The organism is Aestuariibaculum lutulentum (genome assembly GCF_032926325.1).
GTDB classification, from domain to species: domain Bacteria; phylum Bacteroidota; class Bacteroidia; order Flavobacteriales; family Flavobacteriaceae; genus Aestuariibaculum; species Aestuariibaculum lutulentum.
Genome location: NZ_CP136709.1, coordinates 627,204 through 648,284 on the forward strand (window position 1 = coordinate 627,204; position 21,081 = coordinate 648,284).

The 21,081-nt window shown below is 35.6% G+C and carries 24 protein-coding genes; 4 read left to right on the top strand and 20 right to left on the bottom strand.

The features are described from left to right. Positions 1–8 precede the first annotated feature (8 nt). The 20 genes from rplF to rpsL form a co-directional block, all read right to left on the bottom strand. Complete coding sequence (gene rplF / locus R1X58_RS02810) at positions 9–551, bottom strand: 50S ribosomal protein L6 (protein WP_240571840.1); 543 nt, start codon at positions 549–551, stop codon at positions 9–11. A 12-nt stretch (positions 552–563) separates the two neighbouring features. Next, a complete protein-coding gene (rpsH, locus tag R1X58_RS02815) occupies positions 564–962 on the bottom strand; it encodes a 30S ribosomal protein S8 (RefSeq protein WP_240571841.1) in 399 nt (132 codons plus the stop codon). 72 nt (positions 963–1,034) lie between these two features. Further along, positions 1,035–1,304, bottom strand: a complete 270-nt coding sequence (rpsN, locus tag R1X58_RS02820; RefSeq protein WP_019386280.1) for a 30S ribosomal protein S14 — start codon at positions 1,302–1,304, stop codon at positions 1,035–1,037. Between the two features lie 3 nt (positions 1,305–1,307). Next, entirely contained in the window at positions 1,308–1,859 is a 552-nt protein-coding gene (rplE, locus tag R1X58_RS02825; RefSeq protein ID WP_240571842.1) for a 50S ribosomal protein L5, read from the bottom strand. Between the two features lie 2 nt (positions 1,860–1,861). Then, positions 1,862–2,173, bottom strand: a complete 312-nt coding sequence (gene rplX, locus R1X58_RS02830; RefSeq protein ID WP_240571843.1) for a 50S ribosomal protein L24 — start codon at positions 2,171–2,173, stop codon at positions 1,862–1,864. Positions 2,174–2,188: 15 nt separating this feature from the next. Then, the gene (gene rplN / locus R1X58_RS02835) at positions 2,189–2,557 is read right to left on the bottom strand and encodes a 50S ribosomal protein L14 (protein WP_240571844.1); all 369 of its coding nucleotides are present in this window, start codon (positions 2,555–2,557) and stop codon (positions 2,189–2,191) included. Positions 2,558–2,559: 2 nt separating this feature from the next. Then, on the bottom strand, positions 2,560–2,817 hold the full coding sequence (gene rpsQ / locus R1X58_RS02840) for a 30S ribosomal protein S17 (RefSeq protein WP_240571845.1): 258 nt from the start codon (positions 2,815–2,817) through the stop codon (positions 2,560–2,562). 12 nt (positions 2,818–2,829) lie between these two features. Next, positions 2,830–3,021, bottom strand: coding sequence for a 50S ribosomal protein L29 (rpmC, locus tag R1X58_RS02845; protein ID WP_188214809.1), 192 nt, complete (start codon positions 3,019–3,021; stop codon positions 2,830–2,832). A gap of 13 nt (positions 3,022–3,034) precedes the next feature. Then, positions 3,035–3,454 carry a 50S ribosomal protein L16 gene (rplP, locus tag R1X58_RS02850; RefSeq protein ID WP_240571846.1) on the bottom strand — a complete coding sequence of 140 codons (420 nt, stop codon included), beginning with the start codon at positions 3,452–3,454 and terminating at the stop codon, positions 3,035–3,037. 21 nt (positions 3,455–3,475) lie between these two features. Further along, entirely contained in the window at positions 3,476–4,198 is a 723-nt protein-coding gene (gene rpsC, locus R1X58_RS02855) for a 30S ribosomal protein S3 (RefSeq protein WP_240571847.1), read from the bottom strand. Between the two features lie 9 nt (positions 4,199–4,207). Beyond that, complete coding sequence (gene rplV, locus R1X58_RS02860) at positions 4,208–4,615, bottom strand: 50S ribosomal protein L22 (RefSeq protein ID WP_240571848.1); 408 nt, start codon at positions 4,613–4,615, stop codon at positions 4,208–4,210. Between the two features lie 6 nt (positions 4,616–4,621). Further along, entirely contained in the window at positions 4,622–4,900 is a 279-nt protein-coding gene (gene rpsS, locus R1X58_RS02865; protein WP_240571849.1) for a 30S ribosomal protein S19, read from the bottom strand. Between the two features lie 3 nt (positions 4,901–4,903). Further along, entirely contained in the window at positions 4,904–5,728 is an 825-nt protein-coding gene (gene rplB / locus R1X58_RS02870) for a 50S ribosomal protein L2 (protein ID WP_188214804.1), read from the bottom strand. 10 nt (positions 5,729–5,738) lie between these two features. Beyond that, positions 5,739–6,029 (bottom strand): 50S ribosomal protein L23, encoded by a 291-nt coding sequence (gene rplW / locus R1X58_RS02875; protein WP_240571850.1) that lies wholly within the window; start codon positions 6,027–6,029, stop codon positions 5,739–5,741. 5 nt (positions 6,030–6,034) lie between these two features. Continuing rightward, on the bottom strand, positions 6,035–6,664 hold the full coding sequence (gene rplD / locus R1X58_RS02880; RefSeq protein WP_240571851.1) for a 50S ribosomal protein L4: 630 nt from the start codon (positions 6,662–6,664) through the stop codon (positions 6,035–6,037). After that, positions 6,664–7,281, bottom strand: coding sequence for a 50S ribosomal protein L3 (rplC, locus tag R1X58_RS02885; protein WP_240571852.1), 618 nt, complete (start codon positions 7,279–7,281; stop codon positions 6,664–6,666). Before rplC ends, rplD begins: the two co-directional genes overlap by 1 nt. Positions 7,282–7,409: 128 nt before the next feature. Next, complete coding sequence (rpsJ, locus tag R1X58_RS02890; RefSeq protein ID WP_188214800.1) at positions 7,410–7,715, bottom strand: 30S ribosomal protein S10; 306 nt, start codon at positions 7,713–7,715, stop codon at positions 7,410–7,412. A gap of 11 nt (positions 7,716–7,726) precedes the next feature. Next, a complete protein-coding gene (gene fusA, locus R1X58_RS02895; RefSeq protein WP_240571853.1) occupies positions 7,727–9,853 on the bottom strand; it encodes an elongation factor G in 2,127 nt (708 codons plus the stop codon). A gap of 6 nt (positions 9,854–9,859) precedes the next feature. After that, positions 9,860–10,336: a 30S ribosomal protein S7 gene (rpsG, locus tag R1X58_RS02900; protein WP_188228492.1), complete on the bottom strand. Its 477-nt coding sequence runs from the start codon at positions 10,334–10,336 to the stop codon at positions 9,860–9,862. 22 nt (positions 10,337–10,358) lie between these two features. After that, positions 10,359–10,733: a 30S ribosomal protein S12 gene (gene rpsL / locus R1X58_RS02905; protein WP_188214797.1), complete on the bottom strand. Its 375-nt coding sequence runs from the start codon at positions 10,731–10,733 to the stop codon at positions 10,359–10,361. 178 nt (positions 10,734–10,911) lie between these two features. On the opposite strand from rpsL, the gene R1X58_RS02910 reads away from it, so the two are divergent. The 4 genes from R1X58_RS02910 to R1X58_RS02925 all read left to right on the top strand — a co-directional run bounded on the left by R1X58_RS02910 (position 10,912) and on the right by R1X58_RS02925 (position 21,081). Continuing rightward, positions 10,912–12,600: a POTRA domain-containing protein gene (locus R1X58_RS02910; protein ID WP_240571854.1), complete on the top strand. Its 1,689-nt coding sequence runs from the start codon at positions 10,912–10,914 to the stop codon at positions 12,598–12,600. A gap of 120 nt (positions 12,601–12,720) precedes the next feature. Continuing rightward, positions 12,721–16,035 carry a SusC/RagA family TonB-linked outer membrane protein gene (locus tag R1X58_RS02915; RefSeq protein ID WP_240571855.1) on the top strand — a complete coding sequence of 1,105 codons (3,315 nt, stop codon included), beginning with the start codon at positions 12,721–12,723 and terminating at the stop codon, positions 16,033–16,035. Positions 16,036–16,044: 9 nt separating this feature from the next. Beyond that, positions 16,045–17,484 (top strand): SusD/RagB family nutrient-binding outer membrane lipoprotein, encoded by a 1,440-nt coding sequence (locus tag R1X58_RS02920; RefSeq protein ID WP_240571856.1) that lies wholly within the window; start codon positions 16,045–16,047, stop codon positions 17,482–17,484. Positions 17,485–17,982: 498 nt separating this feature from the next. Beyond that, positions 17,983–21,081 carry a SusC/RagA family TonB-linked outer membrane protein gene (locus R1X58_RS02925; protein WP_240571857.1) on the top strand — a complete coding sequence of 1,033 codons (3,099 nt, stop codon included), beginning with the start codon at positions 17,983–17,985 and terminating at the stop codon, positions 21,079–21,081.

The following is a 21,081-nucleotide window of genomic DNA, read 5'->3' on the forward strand; positions in this document are numbered from 1 at the left end:
CTTAATTATTAAGCTGATTTACCTGCTTTTCTTCTTAATACTTCACCAACAAACTTGATACCTTTACCTTTGTAAGGTTCTGGTTTTCTAAATCCGCGGATTTTCGCAGCTACTTGTCCAACCAACTGTTTGTCGTGAGATGTTAATTTTACGATTGGGTTCTTCCCTTTTTCAGATACTGTTTCAACTTTAATTTCTGGAGCTAAGTCCATAACTATAGCATGAGAAAAACCTAAAGCTAATTCAAGTTTGTTACCTTGGTTACTAGCTCTATAACCTACACCTACTAATTCTAATTCTTTAGTCCAACCTTCAGAAACACCTTTAATCATGTTGTTTACTAAAGCTCTGTAAAGACCGTGTTTAGCTCTTTCAGCTTTTAGATCAGAAGAACGTGTTACTAAAACATTAGAATCTTCAACTTTAACTTCTACAGATTCGAAAGTTTGAGTTAATTCTCCTAACTTTCCTTTTACTGTAATTAAGTTGTCTTTTACATCAACGGTAACTCCGTTTGGAATTACTACTGGGTTATTACCTATTCTTGACATATTCTTCTCTTTTTAGTAAACGTAACATAAAACTTCACCACCTACATTATCTCTTTTGGCTTGTTTACCTGTCATTACTCCGTGAGAAGTAGAAACGATGGCAATACCTAAACCATTAAGAATTCTAGGAAGTTCTTTCGAACTAGCATACTTACGTAAACCTGGTTTACTTACTCTTTCAATCTTCTTGATTACAGGCTCTTTTGTTTCTTTGTTGTACTTAAGAGCTATTTTAATAGTTCCTTGTACTGTAGAATCATCGAACTTGTAACTTAAAATATATCCTTGCTCGAATAATATTTTAGTGATGTCTTTCTTTAAATTAGAAGCAGGGATTTCAACCACTCTGTGGTTTGCACGCACTGCGTTTCTAATTCTTGTCAAAAAATCCGCTATTGGATCTGTGTACATAATGAATTGATTTTGTGATTTCGGTTTTCGGCGTTGGCGGCCGAACCTTAAATCTGATTATTTAAAATAATATTACCAACTTGCTTTTTTAACTCCAGGAATAAGACCTTGGTTGGCCATTTCTCTAAAAGTTACACGAGAGATACCAAATGTTCTCATGTAACCTCTAGGTCTTCCTGTTAATTTACATCTATTATGTTGACGAATTGGAGAAGCGTTTTTTGGTAACTTCTGTAATGCTTCGTAATCTCCAGCTTCTTTTAAAGCTTTACGTTTCTCAGCATACTTTGCTACTGTTTTAGCTCTTTTTACCTCGCGGGCTTTCATTGATTCTTTAGCCATAACTTAGTTCTTTTTAAAAGGTAATCCTAATTCGGTTAATAATGATTTTGCTTCCTTATCGGTTTCAGCAGATGTTACAAATGTAATATCCATTCCTGAGATTCTATTAACTTTATCAATATTTATCTCTGGGAAAATGATTTGCTCAGTGATTCCTAAGTTATAGTTACCACGTCCGTCAAATCCTGTAGCTTTAATTCCGTTAAAATCTCTTACTCGAGGTAAAGCAGATGTTACTAAACGATCTAAAAACTCATACATCATCTCTCCACGTAAAGTTACTTTAGCACCAATTGGCATACCTTTACGTAATTTAAACGTTGCAACGTCTTTTTTAGATAATGTTGCTACCGCTTTTTGTCCAGATATAGTTGTTAACTCTTCTACTGCGTAGTCAATTAACTTTTTGTCTGCAACTGCAGCTCCCACACCTTTAGATATTACTATCTTTTTAAGTTTAGGAACTTGCATTACATTATTATATCCAAATTCTTCTGTAAGAGCAGCAATTATTCTGCTTTTATACTCTTCTTTAAGTCTAGGTGAATATGCCATAACTATAATACTTCATTAGATTTTTTAGAAAATCTTACTTTTTTATCCCCTTCTACTTTATAACCTACTCTTGTTGTTTCTCCTTTCGAAGTTAACAACGCTAAGTTTGAAATATGGATAGGAGCCTCTTTTTCAACGATTCCTCCTTGAGGATTTTGGGCACTTGGTTTAGTGTGTTTCTTAACCAAGTTAACCCCCTCAACGATCGCTTTGTTCTTTTCTATTAATACTTTTTGTACTTTACCTTCAGCACCTTTGTGGTCTCCAGCAATTACTTTTACAGTATCTCCAGTTTTTATTTTAAGCTTTGTCATCTTAATTTTAATGTATTAAAGCACTTCTGGTGCTAATGATACAATTTTCATGAATTGTCTATCACGAAGCTCTCTAGCAACAGGACCAAATACACGAGTACCTCTCATCTCTCCTTGAGCATTTAAAAGTACACATGCGTTGTCGTCGAATCTAATATATGATCCGTCTGGTCTTCTTACTTCTTTTACAGTACGTACAACAACCGCAGTAGAAACTGCTTTCTTTTTTACGTTCCCGTTAGGAGTAGCATCTTTTACAGAAACTACAATTTTATCTCCAACAGAAGCATATCTTCTTTTTGTACCACCTAAAACACGGATTACTAAAACTTCTTTAGCTCCAGTGTTGTCTGCTACCTTTAATCTTGATTCTTGCTGTACCATAATTATTTAGCTCTTTCTATGATTTCAACTAATCTCCAACATTTAGATTTACTTAAAGGTCTTGTTTCCATGATTCTTACAGTATCTCCAACGTTACAATCGTTTGTCTCATCGTGCGCAACGTATTTCTTTGTTTTTAACACGAACTTACCATACATAGGGTGCTTTACTTTTTTAACTTCAGAAACCACAATAGACTTCTGCATTTTGTTACTAGTAACAACTCCTATACGTTCTTTTCTTAAATTTCTTGTTTCCATCTTTTAGCAGAATTATTGTAATTCTCTTTTAGTTAATTCTGTCGCAATTCTAGCTACAGTTCTTCTTAATGAACGTAATTGAATTGGATTCTCTAAAGGAGATATTGCATGAGCTAATGTTAGGTCTGAATAACTCTTTTTTGTTTCACCAAGTTTCTCTTGTAACTCGGCTACTGATAATTCTTTAATTTCTGATTGTTTCATAATATCAAATAAATTATGCTTCGTAATCGCGAGCAATTAAAAACTTAGTTTTTACTGGAAGCTTTTGTGCAGCTAAACGTAATGCTTCTTGAGCTACGTCTAATGGCACCCCTCCAATTTCAAATAATACTCTTCCTGGCTTAACTACTGCTACCCAATATTCTACAGCACCTTTACCTTTACCCATACGTACCTCAAGAGGCTTTTTAGTGATAGGCTTGTCTGGAAATATTTTAATCCAAAGTTGCCCCTCTCTCTTCATGTAACGAGTAGCAGCAATACGTGCAGCTTCTATTTGACGAGATGTGATAAACACAGAGTCTAATGCTTTTATTCCAAAAGTTCCGTTTGAAAGTTGATGTCCTCTTTGAGACAGACCTTTCATACGGCCCTTCATTTGCTTACGAAATTTTGTTCTTTTAGGCTGTAACATTTTTCTTTACTTTATAAAAAATTACTTTCTACGACGAGGTTTTGCGTTTCCACCACGTCCTGGCGCTCCGCCTTTTCCTTGCTTCTTAGATAATCCAACAAGCGGAGAAAGCTCTCTTTTACCATATACTTCACCTTTCATGATCCATACTTTAACACCCAATCTACCGTAAGTAGTGTGTGCCTCAACTAAAGCATAGTCAATATCGGCTCTAAAGGTTGATAAAGGAATACGACCTTCTTTGTAGTGTTCAGAACGTGCCATCTCAGCTCCGTTTAAACGACCACTAATCTCGATTTTAATTCCTTCAGCGTTCATACGCATTGTAGCAGCAATAGCCATCTTGATTGCACGACGGTAAGAGATTCTGTTCTCAATTTGACGAGCAATACTAGATCCTACTAAGAATGCGTCAAGTTCAGGTCTTTTAATTTCAAAGATGTTAATCTGAACTTCTTTTCCAGTAATTTTCTTAAGCTCTTCTTTTAACTTGTCTACCTCTTGTCCACCTTTACCGATAATAATACCAGGTCTAGCAGTAGTGATAGTAACGGTTACAAGTTTAAGAGTACGCTCGATAATTACTCTACTTACACTAGCTTTAGATAAACGCGCGTGAACGTATTTTCTAATTTTATCGTCTTCGGCAAGCTTATCTCCGTAATCATTACCTCCGTACCAGTTAGATTCCCATCCTCTGATAATACCTAAGCGATTTCCGATTGGATTTGTTTTTTGTCCCATACTTCTATCTTAGCTTTGTGTGTTATTGTTAGCTCCAACAACGATAGTTACGTGGTTAGAACGTTTTCTAATTCTGTGTGCACGACCTTGAGGAGCTGGACGTAATCTTTTTAACATAGATCCACCATCTACTCTAATCTCCTTAACAAATAATTCAGCGTCTTCGATGCTTGCATCTTCGTTTTTAGCTTGCCAGTTTGCAATTGCAGACAATAACAATTTCTCTAAACGGTTTGAAGCTTCTTTTTGGCTAAATTTTAAAATGTTTAGTGCTTTCTCAACTTTTTCACCTCTTACTAAATCGGCTACTAAGCGCATTTTTCTTGGTGACGTAGGACAATTATTAAGCTTAGCAAAAGCAACTTGCTTTTTTTCTTCCTTAATAGCGTCTGCCATTTGTTTTTTACGACTTCCCATAGCTTACTACTTTTTACCTTTGTTTTTAGCACCTGCATGTCCACGGAATGAACGTGTTGGTGAAAATTCTCCTAATTTATGACCTACCATGTTTTCAGTAACGTATACTGGAACGAATTGACGGCCATTGTGTACTGCGATTGTTTGTCCAACGAAATCTGGAGTAATCATACTAGCACGAGACCAAGTTTTGATTACTGTTTTCTTGCCAGACTCAACATTGTCAGCAACTTTTTTCTCTAATTTATAATGAACGTAAGGTCCTTTTTTTAATGATCTTGCCATGTCTTATTTCTTTCTACGTTCTACAATATACTTATTTGTTGGGTTCTTTTTAGAACGTGTTCTGTAACCTTTAGCTGGAACACCGTTTCTAGAACGTGGATGTCCACCTGATGCACGTCCTTCACCACCTCCCATTGGGTGATCAACCGGGTTCATTACTACTGGTCTAGTACGAGGTCTTCTTCCTAACCATCTTGTTCTACCTGCTTTACCAGATACTAACAATTGGTGATCTGAGTTAGATACCGCACCTACAGTTGCTAAACAGTTTACTAAAACTAATCTTGTTTCGCCTGAAGGTAATTTTACAGTTGCAAATTTACCATCTCTTGCCATTAACTGAGCAAATGCACCAGCACTACGAGCCATAACAGCTCCTTGACCTGGACGTAACTCAACACAAGAAATAATTGTTCCTAAAGGAATTTGACTTAAAGGCATTGCATTACCAATTTCCGGAGCGATGTTCTCTCCTGAAACTACAGTTTGACCTACTTGTAAACCGTTTTGAGCAATGATATATCTTTTCTCGCCATCTTGATAATTCAATAATGCGATAAAAGCGGTTCTGTTTGGATCGTACTCGATAGACTTAACTTCAGCAGGGATTCCAGCTTTGTTACGTTTGAAATCGATAATACGATACTTCTTTTTATGACCACCACCAATGTAGCGCATGGTCATTTTTCCTTGACTGTTTCTACCACCAGACCTTTTTTTCGGAGCTAATAAACTTTTCTCCGGCTTATCAGTAGTAATGGCGTCATAACCATTTACTACTCTAAAACGCTGCCCTGGTGTGATTGGTTTTAATTTTCTTACTGACATTTGTCTTTAATTACATGTTACTGTATAAATCAATCATTTCACCTTCCGCCAGTTGTACAATTGCTTTTTTAACAGCATTTGTTTTACCATGTTGAAGACCTGTTTTTGTGTAACGAGTTCTTCTTTCTGGACGGACATTTATAGTACGAACTTTTTCAACAGAAACCCCGTAAGCAGCTTCTACTGCTTTCTTAATTTCTATCTTGTTCGCCTTAGTGTTCACTGCGAAAGTATAGCAGTTTCTTAACTCGCTATCTGCAGTCGCTTTCTCTGTGATTATAGGTTTAATTAAGATATTCATGGTTTCTATTTACTTAAATTTGATTCAATTCCTTCTAAAGCACCTTCTAAAACAACTACTTGATTCGCATTTAAAATCTTGTAAGTGTTTAATTCTGAAGCAGTTATAACTTCAGAGCCTTGTAAATTGCGTGACGACAAATATACATTATTATTTGACGCACCCAACACGAATAAAGATTTTTTATTCTCTAAGTTTAAGGCTTTTAGCACCGCAGTGAAGTTCTTAGTTTTTGGAGTTTCGAAGTTGAAATCTTCTAACACAACTACTGATTGCTCTCCTGCTTTGATACTTAACGCTGATTTACGAGCTAAACGTTTAACGTTTTTGTTAAGTTTGAAGCTATAGTTTCTTGGTCTTGGACCAAACATACGTCCACCACCTTTAAACACTCCAGACTTGATGCTACCCGCACGAGCAGTACCTGTTCCTTTTTGCTTTTTAATCTTACGAGTACTTCCAGAGATCTCACCTCTTTCTTTTGCTTTGTGAGTACCTTGTCTTTGGTTTGCTAAGTATTGCTTAACATCCAAATATACTGCATGATTATTAGGCTCAATAGCAAATACTTCATTAGAAAGGTTTGCCTTTCTTCCAGTATCTTTTCCGTTTATATCTAAAACTGCTACTTCCATTACTTTCTAATAATTACATAAGCGTTTTTGTGTCCAGGAACGCATCCTTTAACAACAAGTAAGTTCTTTTCTGGAACTACTTTTAAAACTCTTAAATTTTCAACTTTCACTTGATCATTTCCTGTTCTTCCAGCCATTTTCATTCCTTTGAATACTCTTGCAGGATATGAAGCAGCACCAATAGAACCTGGAGCTCTTAAACGGTTGTGCTGACCGTGAGTCGCTTGACCTACACCACCAAAACCGTGACGTTTTACAACCCCTTGGAATCCTTTACCTTTAGAAGTTCCTGAAATATCAACGAACTCTCCTTCAATAAAGTGATCTACAGTGATCGCATCACCTAATTTGTACTCCTCACCAAAACCTTTGAACTCAACGGTTTTACGCTTTACAGAAGTTCCAGCCTTTTTAGCGTGACCTAAGTCAGCTTTAGTTGCGCTTTTTTCTGTCGCGTCATCGAAACCTAATTGAAGAGCTTCATACCCGTCAACTTCAGTGGTTCTGACTTGGGTAACGATACATGGACCCGCTTCGATTACTGTACATGGAATGTTTTTCCCATTTTCATCGAAAATGCTGGTCATACCGATTTTTTTTCCAATTAACCCAGACATATTAAATTATTTATTAATTATTACTATTTGTTATTAAAAAAACTCAAGGCCAAAAATACGTTTCAGCCTTGAATTGTATTTTTCCGTTTTTCCTTAACCAGTCGTTAAGGACATGTCGATTGTTCTACTTAAACTTTAATCTCTACTTCAACTCCACTTGGTAATTCAAGTTTCATTAAAGCATCAATTGTTTTAGAAGACGAAGAGTAGATATCCATTAATCTCTTGTAAGAGCTTAATTGGAACTGCTCTCTTGACTTCTTGTTTACGTGTGGAGAACGTAAAACAGTAAAGATTTTTTTGTTAGTAGGTAATGGAATTGGTCCAGTTACTACAGCTCCAGTATTTTTTACTGTTTTTACAATCTTATCAGCAGACTTGTCTACTAAATTGTGATCGTATGACTTTAATTTTATTCTAATTTTTTGACTCATTTTCTTAGATTTTAAGCTTCAACGCCTTTAGCTGCTTTAATTACTTCTTCTGAAATGTTAGAAGGAGTTTCAGCATAGTGTGAAAATTCCATAGTAGATGTTGCACGACCAGAAGATAATGTTCTTAATGTTGTTACATAACCAAACATTTCTGATAACGGAACGATAGCTTTAACAACTTTAGCTCCTGCTCTATCACTCATGTCACTTACTTGACCTCTTCTTCTATTTAAATCTCCTACAATGTCACCCATGTTTTCTTCTGGAGTAATAACTTCCAGTTTCATCATTGGTTCCATGATTACAGCCTTAGCAGCTTTAGCTACAGCTTTGAAACCTAACTTAGCAGCTAATTCGAATGATAACTGATCCGAATCCACATCGTGGTAAGAACCGTCTGTTAATGTTACTTTCATAGCATCAACTTCGTATCCTGCTAACGGACCATTTTTCATAGCTTCTTTAAATCCTTTCTCGATTGAAGGGATAAATTCTTTAGGAACGTTACCACCTTTAATTTCAGAAACGAATTCTAAACCATCTTTACCTTCTTCAGCTGGCTCAAGTGTAAATACGATATCAGCGAATTTACCACGTCCACCAGATTGTTTCTTGTAAACCTCTCTGTGTTGTGCTTTTGCAGTAACGGCCTCTTTGTACTCAACCTGTGGCTGACCTTGGTTAACCTCTACTTTAAACTCACGTTTTAAACGGTCAACAATAATATCTAAGTGAAGCTCACCCATTCCAGAGATGATAGTCTGTCCTGAAGCCTCATCTGTTCTTACTGTAAACGTTGGATCTTCTTCTGCTAATTTAGCTAAAGCCATACCCATTTTATCAACGTCTGCCTTAGTTTTAGGCTCAACAGCGATACCAATTACCGGATCAGGGAAGTCCATAGACTCTAATACGATAGGGTGTTTCTCATCAGACATAGTATCACCAGTCTTGATATCTTTAAATCCTACAGCAGCTCCAATATCACCAGCTTCGATAAACTCGATTGGGTTTTGTTTGTTAGAGTGCATTTGGTAAATACGAGAGATACGCTCTTTTTTACCTGAACGGTTATTTAAGATATAAGAACCTGCGTCTAAACGACCAGAATAAGCACGGAAGAATGCTAAACGACCTACGAAAGGATCGGTAGCAATTTTAAATGCTAATGCAGCGAAAGGCTCATCAACAGAAGGCTTACGAGATTCTTCAGCCTCTGTATCAGGATTAATACCTTTTACACTATCTCTATCTACTGGTGAAGGTAAGTAACGACATACAGCATCTAATAAGAACTGTACACCTTTATTTTTAAATGAAGAACCACAGATCATTGGGATGATAGCCATATCCATTACAGCAGCTCTAAGTGCAGCGTGCACTTCTTCTTCTGTAATAGAGTCTTCATCTTCCATGAATTTCTCTAATAAGTTCTCATCGTAAGAAGCTACCTCCTCGATTAAAAGTGCACGATATTTACGCGCTTCTTCTTTCATATCTTCTGGAATCTCGATAACATCAAAAGTTGCCCCTTGAGTTTCATCATGCCATACGATAGCTCTGTTTTTAACTAAATCTACGATACCTTTAAAATCAGCTTCGTCACCAATGTTTAATACGATTGGCACCGCGTTAGATTTTAACATATCTTTTACTTGTTGACAAACTGCTAAGAAGTTAGATCCTTGACGGTCCATCTTGTTAACGAAACCAATACGTGGTACTTTATAGTTATCAGCAAGTCTCCAGTTAGTTTCAGATTGTGGCTCAACACCATCAACTGCACTAAATAAGAATACTAAACCATCTAATACACGTAATGAACGGTTTACCTCTACAGTAAAGTCAACGTGACCTGGAGTATCGATAATGTTAAAGTGGTAACCTTTAGTTTCATCTGTTGGTTGACCATTCTCTAACGGGAACTGCCAAGTACAAGTTGTAGCAGCAGATGTGATAGTAATACCACGCTCTTGCTCTTGCTCCATCCAGTCCATAGTTGCAGCACCATCGTGCACCTCACCTATTTTGTGAGAAACTCCAGTATAATAAAGTATACGCTCAGTTGTTGTTGTTTTTCCAGCATCAATATGAGCAGCAATACCAATATTTCTTGTGAATTTTAAATCTCTTGCCATTTCTTATTAAAATCTAAAGTGAGAGAATGCTTTATTAGCTTCCGCCATTTTGTGAGTATCTACTCTTTTCTTAACCGCTGCTCCTTCTTCTTTAGCTGCTGCTAAAATTTCTGAAGCTAAACGTTGTGCCATAGATTTTTCGTTTCTTTTACGAGCGTACCCGATTAACCACTTCATAGCAGTAGAAACTTTACGATCTGGACGGATTTGCATTGGAATTTGGAACGTTGCACCACCAACACGACGGCTACGTACTTCTACGTGAGGCATCACATTAGATAAAGCATCTTTCCAAGTCTCTAAAGCTGTTTTCTCTTCGTCAGTTTTTTTAGACTCTACAATATCAATAGCATCATAGAACACTTTAAAAGCTACAGACTTCTTTCCATCCCACATCATCATGTTAACAAAACGCGTTACTAACTGATCGTTAAAACGTGGATCTGGTAAAAGCGGCCTTTTTTTCGCTTGTCTTTTTCTCATGTCTTCTTCTTAAAGTTTTAAATTACTTCTTAGGGCGTTTTGCACCATACTTAGATCTACGTTGCGTTCTACCTTGTACACCTGCTGTGTCTAAAGCACCACGAACGATGTGATATCTAACTCCTGGTAAATCTTTTACCCTTCCACCTCTAACCAATACTATCGAGTGCTCTTGTAGATTGTGACCTTCACCTGGGATGTAAGCATTCACCTCATTACCGTTAGTTAACCTTACCCTTGCAACTTTACGCATTGCTGAGTTTGGTTTCTTAGGCGTTGTGGTGTAAACACGCGTACAAACCCCACGTCTTTGTGGACACGAATCTAAAGCAGCCGATTTACTCTTCTTGGTTATTTTGGCTCTTCCTATTCGTACTAATTGTTGAATTGTTGGCATATAAATATTATATAAATTATTCAATCCTCTTTTAAGAGGGCTGCAAAGGTAGAAATTTAATTTAATAATTCAAATCCTAAATCATTAATTTTCAATAGAATTTAAAAAAAAATTACATCTTAAATTTTATCTGTGCCTTTTCAATTAGATTTACAACAAAAAACCGTCTGCATTTACCGTGATAAAAAAAATTATCATCACATTACTTTTTTTCTTTGTTTTAGCTACCAAGTTGATTAGCCAAAACTTACATTTAACTATTACCGGAAGCAATAAAGTAGAAACTGCCAAAATAGATTCTTTAACCTACACATCTTCTCATCCTAATTTTTTATCAATAAAAAAGGAAATTGACACTTTACAAAAAACACTTTACAAACAAGGATACATAGAAAGTGAACATGATGAAATTTCAAGAATTAACGACTCTACTTTTTCAACAATTTTCAATCTCAAAAACAAATACAGACTTATACATATATATTACAACAACATTGAAAAAGATATTTTAAAACCTTTATCTAAAGACATCACCCCAGAATATTTCTCGATTGAATTTTCTCAAATCGAGAACACTTTAAATTTCATAAACCAAAAACAGACCGAAAAAGGTTATCCGTTTTCACAACTAAAACTTAGCGATATATCCATTGTAAATAATTCTACCTTAAAAGGAACTTTGGTAACTAGTACCGAATTAAAAAAAAGACAGCTCAACCATATTATTATTAAAGGATATGACAAATTCCCGGAGTCGTATTTAAAATATTACCTAAAAATTAAACCCGGAAAAACTTTTAATCTAACCGACATAAAAGAAAAAACAGCCCAACTAAATAATTTAAGGTTTGCCAGTGAAAACAAATCACCTGAGGTTTTATTTTCTAAAGACTCCACCACTTTATATTTATATTTAGAAAAAGAAAAGAGCAATGCTTTTGATGGATTTTTAGGCTTTGGCACCAGCGAAGACACCAACCAACTACAATTTGACGGTTATTTAAACTTGAACCTAACAAACAATTTAAACTACGGTGAAAGCTTAAGACTTTTATACAAGAGTGATGAAAATGAACAAAAAACTTTTGAAGCCAACATCACATTACCTTATTTATTCAAAACCCCTATTGGACTTGACTTAGCTTTAAGAATATTCAAAAAAGACTCTTCGTTCACCACCGTAAATCAATCGGCAAAACTGCACTACCAAATAAACCCCAAACACAAAATTTATTCTGGACTTAACTTTACAGAATCGAACAATTTACTTTCAACAAACCTACCTACAACTTTAACAGACTACAAAACCAACTTTTACACATTTGCCTACGAATTCAACAAATACCAAATAAACAATTCCCTATTTCCTATAAATAGCCGATTCTATTTAGAAACTAATTTTGGAAACAGAAAACAAAATGAAACTACAGAAAAACAGTCTCTTTTCAATTTAGAAGCATTTAAAATTCTAAATATCAATTTAAAAAACTCTTTATTCTTTAAAATAAATAGCAGCCTTTTATCTTCCGACACCTACCTTGAAAATGAGCTCATGCGTTTCGGGGGCATTAACTCTATTAGAGGTTTTGAAGAAAACAGTATTTATGCTAATTTGTTTAATGTAATAAATACAGAATACCGTTATCAACTTAGTAATGGGATTTACATTCATTCTATCACGGATTTCGCTTACTACGAAAATCAAATTACGGACACCAAAGAAAAACTCTACGGATTCGGATTCGGCTTCGGTATTCTCACAAAAGCAGGACTTTTAAAACTAAACTACGCTAACGGAAAAAATGAGAATACCTCATTTAAACTCTCAAATTCTAAAATTCATATAAGTTTAACAGCTATGTTTTAATCAAAACAAAACTCAAAGCCTTGAACTGCAATCGATTACATGTTTATTAAGTTGATTTTTAATTGTTTTTTTAAGAAAAATTTAAGAAATTACATTGTACTAACCTAAATAATCACCAATATGAAAACAAAGTTCAGTAGAATTCTAACGCTACTGATAGCGTTTGTTGTGCAATTAACTTTTGCCCAAGAAAAAACGATATCAGGTAAAATAACAGATCCTACCGGGATGCCCTTACCAGGAGCAACAATCCTAATTAAAGGGACCACAACAGGTACTTCAACAGATTTTGATGGTAATTATTCCATAACAGCAAGCCAAGGTCAAACCTTGGTTTTTAGTTATGTTGGATATTCCAATCAGGAAATTGTAGTTGGAACATCTAACATCATTGACATCAAATTATCAGAATCTGCAGAATCTCTTGAAGAGGTAGTTGTAACAGCTCTTGGTATATCTAGAGATAAAAAATCTTTAGGATACTCTACACAGGAAGTCAGAGGTGATGAGCTTACTTCTGTTCAAAGCAGCAACTTCACCAATAACCTTTCTGGTAAGGCATCGGGTATTAAAATAGCCCGAACAACCAATATGGGAGGTTCTACAAACGTTTTAATTAGAGGTAACACTTCTTTAACAGGAGATAACCAAGCACTTTTTGTTATAGATGGGGTTCCCATTAACAACATTAACACCAACACCAGAGGACAGGAACAAGCTAGTGGTGGAAATTATGATTATGGTAACACCGCCTCAGATATCAACCCAGACGACATCGAATCTATAAACATTTTAAAAGGAGCTGCCGCTTCTGCACTTTACGGATCCAGAGCTGCCAATGGGGTCATCATGATTACAACCAAAAAAGGTAAAAAATCTAAAGGTTTTGGAGTAACAGTAAGTTCAGGGGTTACTTTTGGTTCTATAGATAAATCAACTTTTCCAAAATACCAAAATCAATATGGTGCAGGATATGGACCATATTATGATGGCCCCGGAGACCAATGGTATTATGAAGATATTGATGGTGACGGAAATCCAGATTTAGTTGCGGGGCTAGGCGAAGACGCTTCTTATGGTCCAGCCTTCGATCCAAATCTACTGGTTTATCAATGGGATGCTTTCGATGTAGACAGCCCAAATTACGGTAAAGCAACTCCTTGGGTAAGTGCAGGAAACAGAGGTGCTATTTCATTTTTCGAAACACCGGTAACCTTAACCAATTCGGTGTCATTAGACAGAGGAAGTGACGATGGTACATTTAGATTAAATTATACCAAATTTGACCAAACGGGGTTACTACCTAACAGCTCTATAGATAAACATAATTTTTCAATGAGTGGAAGTTATAAGTTTAATGAAAAACTCCATGCTTCTGCGTTTGCAAACTACTTAAAAACAAACGGATTAGGAAGAAACTCTACCGGTTACAATGATAATATCCTAGGAAATATGCGACAATGGTGGCAAACCAATGTCGATGTACAAGATCAAAAAGATATTTATTTTGCAACAAGAAGAAACGTTACCTGGAACCCAACTTACGTTGACGATTTAACTCCTATTTATTGGGATAACCCATATTGGACTCGCTATGAAAACTACCAAAGCGATGAAAGAAATCGCTTTATAGGAAATATGTCACTAACTTATGATTTAACTGAATGGTTGACGGTTACAGGCCGTATTGCTACAGATACTTATAATGAACTACAAGAAGAAAGACGTCAGGTAGGAAGTGTACCCGCCGATTTTGGTATCGGAACAGGACGAGATGGTAGTATCAACAGAAATACTGTTGATTCGGGATATCTAAGAAGAGACATATTTGCTTCAGAAACCAACTATGATTTATTTTTTAATGTAGATAAAGATATTACTGATGACTTTAACATTAAAGGTATCCTTGGGGTTAATATCAATAGAACTGAGTTCAGCCGATTCACCTCTGCTACTCAAGGAGGAATTAGCGTTCCTGGATTATACACTCTTAAAAACACAAGAGACCCATTAGCACTTCCTGTTGAAACAGTTTGGAAAAATGGTGTAGATGGAACTTACGCCAGTCTATCCTTCGGATTTATGGACACATACTTTTTAGATGCCACCATTCGTAGAGACCATGTATCAACATTACCGGAAGATAACAGTGTATTTTATTACCCTGGTGTTTCAGGAAGTTTCATATTCAGTAAACTTATAGATCAGGACTGGTTATCGTTTGGTAAGTTTAGTGCTAATTATGCAGAAGTAGGTAATGGAGCCAGAGGACGTAACAGACTTCAAGACTTTTACGATGTAAATACACCTTTTGGATCAGCCAGCACATCTGTTAACGACACAAAAAGTAATCCAGATTTAAAACCTGAAAGAACAAAAAGTTATGAGTTTGGACTACAAATGAATTTCTTTAAAAGTCGAGTTGGTTTCGATTTCGCATACTACAATTCTAAATCCATCGACCAAATTGTTGATGTCCGAGTTTCTGAATCTACAGGTTATCTATACAAAACAGTAAACGCTGGTGAAATTGAGAACAAAGGGGTAGAATTTTCTTTAAATGGTAAACCAATACAAACCGAAGATTTTGTCTGGAACATAAATATTAACTGGACACGTAACCGTAACAAAGTTCTAGCATTACCTGAAGGTCTAAAAACACTACAATTAGGAGATTTCCAAGGCGGCGTAACCATAAATGCTCAAGTTGGTGAACCTTATGGTGTAATATACGGAACTGACTACACTTATCTAGACCCAGACAATCCAAGCCCAGAAACCAGACTTGTTGATCCAGACTCCGGTGAATATTTAAAAACATCTACATCCGATAATGTTATTGGCGACAGTAACCCAGAATGGTTAATGGGTATAAGCAACCGCTTTACCTATAAAAATTTTACTTTAGGTTTCTTAATTGATATTCAGAAAGGTGGTAACATCTGGTCTCTTGACCAATATTACGGATTAGCAACAGGTTTATATACCGAAACTGCATTTACTAACGACCTTGGAAATCCTGTAAGAGACCCAATAACCGGAACACCTGGCAATTACGGTTCCGATAGTGGTGGTTTTATTAATAAAGGTGTTAATCCAGATGGTTCTGTAAATGAAACTAGAATAAACGCTAACAGATATGGCGCTTTTGGTTATAGAAGAGGTTTACCCGACAAAGCATTTTCTTATGATGCGGGATTTGTGAAATTAAGAGAAGTAACTCTCACTTACACATTTCCTGAAAGTCTATTAAAAAACACCTTCTTTACTGGAGCAAGCCTAGGGTTTGTAGGCTCTAACCTATGGATAATTGACAAAAGCTTACCTCATGCCGATCCTGAATCTGGTCTTGGGGCAGGTAACTTACAAGGGTACTCAACAGGTTCATTACCTTCTACAAGAGACTTTGGGTTTAATGTTAAATTACAATTTTAAAAATTTACTATGAAAAAAATAATATTAATAGCGACAGCAATAATTATTGCATCGTGCTCAAACAACTTAGAAGACTTGAATAAAAACATTAAGGATCCCGATTCAGTATCTGGAGAATCCTTATTTACAAGTGCTCAAAAAGCTCTGGTTGACCAAATAACAACGTTGGAGGTTAATGAAAATAATACCAAACTTTGGTCACAGTTTCTCCAGGAAACAACATATACCGATGAAAGTAACTACGACCAGGTAACACGTACCATTCCTGAAAATCTATGGAGTGCCATGTATCGTGATGTATTAAAGGATTTCGATGAAGCCGAAAAAATCATTTCTGAAACCGATTATTTAAGTGACGAGGAAGCTACATTTACAGACAATAAACTTACTATTATTGAAATATTAAAAGTGTACACCTTTGCTCATTTAGTAGAAACATTCGGAAATGTACCTTACTCTGAAGCATTAAATATAGATATACTATCACCTAAATACGACGATGGTATGACTATTTATAAAGATTTAATCTCAAGATTAACTACTGCTATAGATAATTTGGACACAACAAAGGATAGCTTCATTAACAAAGAAGATAACATTTTTGATGGGGATGTAGCCAGCTGGAAAAGATTTGCCAGTTCTCTAAAATTAAGAATGGGGATAGTACTAGCTGATGCTGATAATAGCTTTGCACAAACAACAGTTGAAGACGCTATAAGTTCTGGGTTAATAACAAATAGCGATCAAAATGCTAATATGCAATATTTATCAGCTGCTCCAAACACACACCCTGTACATAAAGAAGTAGTCTTAAGTGGACGTAACGATTTTGTCGCAGCAGTTACACTTACCGATATATTAAATAATCTAAATGACCCAAGAAGACCTTTATGGTTACAAACGGTAGATGGTGATTATGTTGGAGGAGATATCGGTTCACCATCATCTTATGCCAGTCATTCACCATTATCCGAAGAAGTTGCAAAAGCCAATGCTCCCGGAGTAATCATGTCTTATTCCGAAGTTCAATTTCTATTAGCAGAAGCAGCAGCAAGAGGATACACCACAGGGGACACAGCAGCCAACCATTACGCTGCTGGTATAACGGCTTCTATTCTTGAATGGGGTGGCTCTACAACAGACGCCACTACATATTTAGCACAGCCAACCGTGGACTACACAACTCTAACTGCTACAAAAACATGGCGTGAGGTTATAGGTACACAGCGTTGGATTTCTTTATTTAATAGAGGTGTTGAAGCATGGTTATCTATTAGAATAATGGATTTTCCAGCTATGGCCGAACCAGAAGAAGCTGTATCTGGATTCCCTAACAGATACACCTACCCTATTGTTGAACAAACCATTAATGGCGATAATTACCAAGAAGCTTCTACTGCTATTGGAGGCGATATGGCAGAAACAAAATTGTTTTTCGACAAATTTTAAAAAAAAAATCAAATTCAATAAAAAAAAGCTACTCTAGAGTAGCTTTTTTTTATTGAAAATATAGAGAACCAATTATAGACCTATACAATAGCACATAAAACAATATTATTCTTACAAATGGTTTAGTAAAAAGAAAAAAACTTCTCTCAACAATCTATATTTCATTACATTGTAATTATTTCTTTTTTAAATATGACATAAGAAATAAATAACAATAAAATTTTCACTTTTTGAAACTCCCATTCCAAACAAATATTAAAAAAATTTATATCTAAACGTATTTACCCTTTAAAATCAAAATCCGCTAAGCATAAAAATTGAATAGAGACCATAAAACAGACATTAAAATGTACAATTTTTATCATATTCCCTTTTTATAAAAAGTTAATATTAGAATACTTTAATTAAACAAGTGAAAATTAATTTTTAACCTTTAATTATTGTTTTTTTAACTTTTTATTATCACTTTAGCCCCCGACTAATTCAAATAATTTTAAAATGAAAACAAAGTTTAGTGGAATTCTAACGCTATTACTGGCGTTTGTCGTGCAATTAACTTTTGCACAGGAAAAGACAATTTCAGGTGTGGTTTCAGATGAATCTGGATTACCATTGCCCGGAGCAACTGTCTTAGTAAAAGGTACAACTACAGGTACTTCAACCGATTTCGATGGAAAATACTCGATTGATGCAAGTCAAGGGGCTACCCTTATTTTCAGTTTTGTTGGGTATTCATCTAAATCCTTAGTAGTTGGTTCGTCCAACTCAATTAATGTTACTTTGATAGAAGATGCAGCTGCACTTGAAGAAGTCGTAGTAACAGCTTTAGGTATTAAGAAAAACCCTAAAGAATTATCTTACTCCGTATCACAGTTAAAAACTGAGGAAATTACTCAAACCAGAGCTGTTAACGTTGCTACAGCAATGGTTGGTAAAATTGCAGGTATGCAAATTAACACAACTAGTAATGGTGTTAATCCTAATACCAGAGTTGTATTACGTGGTAACAGATCTTTATTAGGAAACAACCAAGCACTTATTGTTGTTGATGGTTTCCCTTCTTCACGTGGAGTTTTAGACCGCATTAACTCAGACGATATTGAAGATATTAGTGTTTTAAAAGGAGCAAATGCTGCCGCTCTTTATGGTTCTGAGGCAGCTAATGGTGTGGTTGTAGTAACTACTAAATTAGGTAAAGGGCCTTTAAAAGTTTCATATCACGGTTCAGTACAGTTTGAAAATGTTTCTTATTTACCAGAAGTACAGGATCAATTTGGAGTTGGTGGATTTCCTGATGGGACACTGTATCCTTTAGAAAATGTGGCTTGGGGACCAAGATTCGATGGTCAATTAGTAGATGCCTCTGAAACGTTAGACAATGGTGAAGTATGGCAAGTTCCTTATTCTCCAATTAAAAATCACTACAAAAATTTCTTTGTTACAGGAACATCTCTAAGACACGGTGTTAGTGCTAGTGGTGGGGATGACGATAGTACTTTCTATATATCTCTTGACCAAACAAATACAACAGGTACTGTTCCTAAAGATGCTTTCAACCAAACAAATTTCAGGTTAAAAGCTAGCAAATCACTTAACAAATTAAATGTTGGTGGTAACTTATCATTCTACAGAAACCACAGTAATACTGTAGGAACAGGTCGTCAAGGAAGACCTTTATACTGGGCTATTATCAACACACCTCTACACATTCCTTTCGATCAAATTAAAAACTGGCAAACAGGTAAATTTACAAGAAATGAGGTGTCTTATTTCAGATTCTACGAAAACCCTTACTTCATTGTTGATGCTCGAAGAAATAAAACTGATTATAATGAGTTCAATGTATTAGCTTTTGCTGATTATAACATTACAGATTGGTTAACAGCTACTTTACAAATGGGATACACAGGAAGTGCTTCTACCTCTAAAAGAGAATACGATGCATTTACTTACGCATTTCACTTAGATCACGTATATTCAGAAATAGATCCTTATGGAGCTGAAACTTCAGATGGTTCTTCTAACTCATCAAGAGTAAACTCAGATTTCCTTTTAAAAATGAATAAAGATTTATCTGAAGATTTTAACTTAAAAGCAACTATAGGACAAAACGTAAGAATACAAGATTCTAAATCTATAAGTGTTGCAGGTGGTGATTTAATTATTCCTGATTTTTACAATGTATCTACAAGAACTGGCGATTTAACCGGAAGCGAATACACTTCAAACTACAGAAAAACTGGTGTTTATGGTGAAGCTACTTTAGGATTTAAAGATTATCTTTATCTTACTGGTACTGGTAGAAATGACTGGTCTTCTTCTTTACCTCAAGACAATAACTCATTTTTCTATTGGGGTACAGGACTTTCTTTTGTAGCAACAAATGCTTTCCCAGGAATGGTTTCTGATAAAGGAATTAATTATTTAAAAGCGAGATTAAACTATACTAAGACAGGTAATGACCCAGGAGCATACCAAACTTCATCTACTTTTTCAGCTCCAGCAAATTTCCCTTACGGCTCAACAGTTGGTTTAACCCAAGCTAGTCGAGTGGCTTCGCCTAACTTAAGCCCCGAGTTTACTGCATCATTAGAAGCTGGTTTAGAGTTAGGTTTCTTTAACAACCGATTACTTTCTAATATTACTGTTTATAAGTCTAATTCTACCGATCAAATTGTTCCAATCGATGTAGCCTTATCATCTGGTGCAGAATCTGCAGTAATCAACGTTGGAGAAATTGAAAATAAAGGTATTGAGTTCGATTTCAACGCAACCGTTCTTTTAACCGATAAAATTAAATGGGATATTGGTGGTAATTATGCTTATTTCCATTCTGAAGTACTTGAGTTAGCGGATGGTGTTGATGAAATTGGTATCGGATCTTACTATGCTGATGGTGCGGGTTATGGAGCCGAAATTGTTGCTCAAGTTGGTCAACCTTACCCTTTATTAAAAACAAGTTCTTATCTTAGAGATCCTGAAGGTCGTGTTATAGTTGATGCTGATGGAGATCCTATTCAGGATACTCAAAACCAAATCCAAGGTAAAACAACACCAGATTATATTTTAGGTATGAATACTAGTTTCCGTTTTAAAAACTTTAGTTTATACGCAGTTGCAGAGTATAGAACAGGGCATGTGTTTTACAATAACCTAGTAGATGCTTTAGAGTTTACAGGTTTAACAAAACATAGTGCTACTGCAGGCAGACAACCTTTTGTATTCCCTAATTCCTCTTATTCTGACGGAAATGGGGGGTACATTGCAAACGAAAATAGACTAACTTCTGGTGGTGGTAATGCTTTCTGGGATGCCTACAATGAAGTAAAAGAAAATTATGTAACTGATGCTACTACTCTTAAATTAAGAGAAGTTTCTCTGTCTTATAATTTTGGAGATAAAACTTTAGATGCCATTGGAATGAGCAATTTAGCTATAGGAGTGTACGGTAGAAACTTATTAACACTACGTCCAAAAGATAATGTTTATACAGATCCTGAGTTTAACTACACTACAGGTAATGCTGTAGGTTTTGGTACGCAACAACAAACAGCTCCTACAAGACAGTTTGGTTTAAGTATAAACGCAACCTTCTAA

Excerpts from the sequence above, each read along its gene's own strand:
- rpsL (WP_188214797.1), bottom strand. The coding sequence starts at position 10,733 with ATGCCAACAATTCAACAATTAGTACGAATAGGAAGAGCCAAAATAACC.
- rpsJ (WP_188214800.1), bottom strand. The coding sequence starts at position 7,715 with ATGAGTCAAAAAATTAGAATAAAATTAAAGTCATACGATCACAATTTA.
- rplN (WP_240571844.1), bottom strand. The coding sequence starts at position 2,557 with ATGGTACAGCAAGAATCAAGATTAAAGGTAGCAGACAACACTGGAGCT.
- rpsH (WP_240571841.1), bottom strand. The coding sequence starts at position 962 with ATGTACACAGATCCAATAGCGGATTTTTTGACAAGAATTAGAAACGCA.
- R1X58_RS02915 (WP_240571855.1), top strand. The coding sequence starts at position 12,721 with ATGAAAACAAAGTTCAGTAGAATTCTAACGCTACTGATAGCGTTTGTT.
- rplW (WP_240571850.1), bottom strand. The coding sequence starts at position 6,029 with ATGAATATCTTAATTAAACCTATAATCACAGAGAAAGCGACTGCAGAT.
- rplE (WP_240571842.1), bottom strand. The coding sequence starts at position 1,859 with ATGGCATATTCACCTAGACTTAAAGAAGAGTATAAAAGCAGAATAATT.
- rplF (WP_240571840.1), bottom strand. The coding sequence starts at position 551 with ATGTCAAGAATAGGTAATAACCCAGTAGTAATTCCAAACGGAGTTACC.
- rplX (WP_240571843.1), bottom strand. The coding sequence starts at position 2,173 with ATGACAAAGCTTAAAATAAAAACTGGAGATACTGTAAAAGTAATTGCT.
- rpsN (WP_019386280.1), bottom strand. The coding sequence starts at position 1,304 with ATGGCTAAAGAATCAATGAAAGCCCGCGAGGTAAAAAGAGCTAAAACA.
- rpsQ (WP_240571845.1), bottom strand. The coding sequence starts at position 2,817 with ATGGAAACAAGAAATTTAAGAAAAGAACGTATAGGAGTTGTTACTAGT.
- rpmC (WP_188214809.1), bottom strand. The coding sequence starts at position 3,021 with ATGAAACAATCAGAAATTAAAGAATTATCAGTAGCCGAGTTACAAGAG.
- rplD (WP_240571851.1), bottom strand. The coding sequence starts at position 6,664 with ATGGAAGTAGCAGTTTTAGATATAAACGGAAAAGATACTGGAAGAAAG.
- rplB (WP_188214804.1), bottom strand. The coding sequence starts at position 5,728 with ATGTCAGTAAGAAAATTAAAACCAATCACACCAGGGCAGCGTTTTAGA.
- rpsC (WP_240571847.1), bottom strand. The coding sequence starts at position 4,198 with ATGGGACAAAAAACAAATCCAATCGGAAATCGCTTAGGTATTATCAGA.
- R1X58_RS02925 (WP_240571857.1), top strand. The coding sequence starts at position 17,983 with ATGAAAACAAAGTTTAGTGGAATTCTAACGCTATTACTGGCGTTTGTC.
- R1X58_RS02920 (WP_240571856.1), top strand. The coding sequence starts at position 16,045 with ATGAAAAAAATAATATTAATAGCGACAGCAATAATTATTGCATCGTGC.
- rpsG (WP_188228492.1), bottom strand. The coding sequence starts at position 10,336 with ATGAGAAAAAGACAAGCGAAAAAAAGGCCGCTTTTACCAGATCCACGT.
- rplV (WP_240571848.1), bottom strand. The coding sequence starts at position 4,615 with ATGGGAAGTCGTAAAAAACAAATGGCAGACGCTATTAAGGAAGAAAAA.
- fusA (WP_240571853.1), bottom strand. The coding sequence starts at position 9,853 with ATGGCAAGAGATTTAAAATTCACAAGAAATATTGGTATTGCTGCTCAT.
- rplC (WP_240571852.1), bottom strand. The coding sequence starts at position 7,281 with ATGTCTGGGTTAATTGGAAAAAAAATCGGTATGACCAGCATTTTCGAT.
- rplP (WP_240571846.1), bottom strand. The coding sequence starts at position 3,454 with ATGTTACAGCCTAAAAGAACAAAATTTCGTAAGCAAATGAAGGGCCGT.
- rpsS (WP_240571849.1), bottom strand. The coding sequence starts at position 4,900 with ATGGCAAGATCATTAAAAAAAGGACCTTACGTTCATTATAAATTAGAG.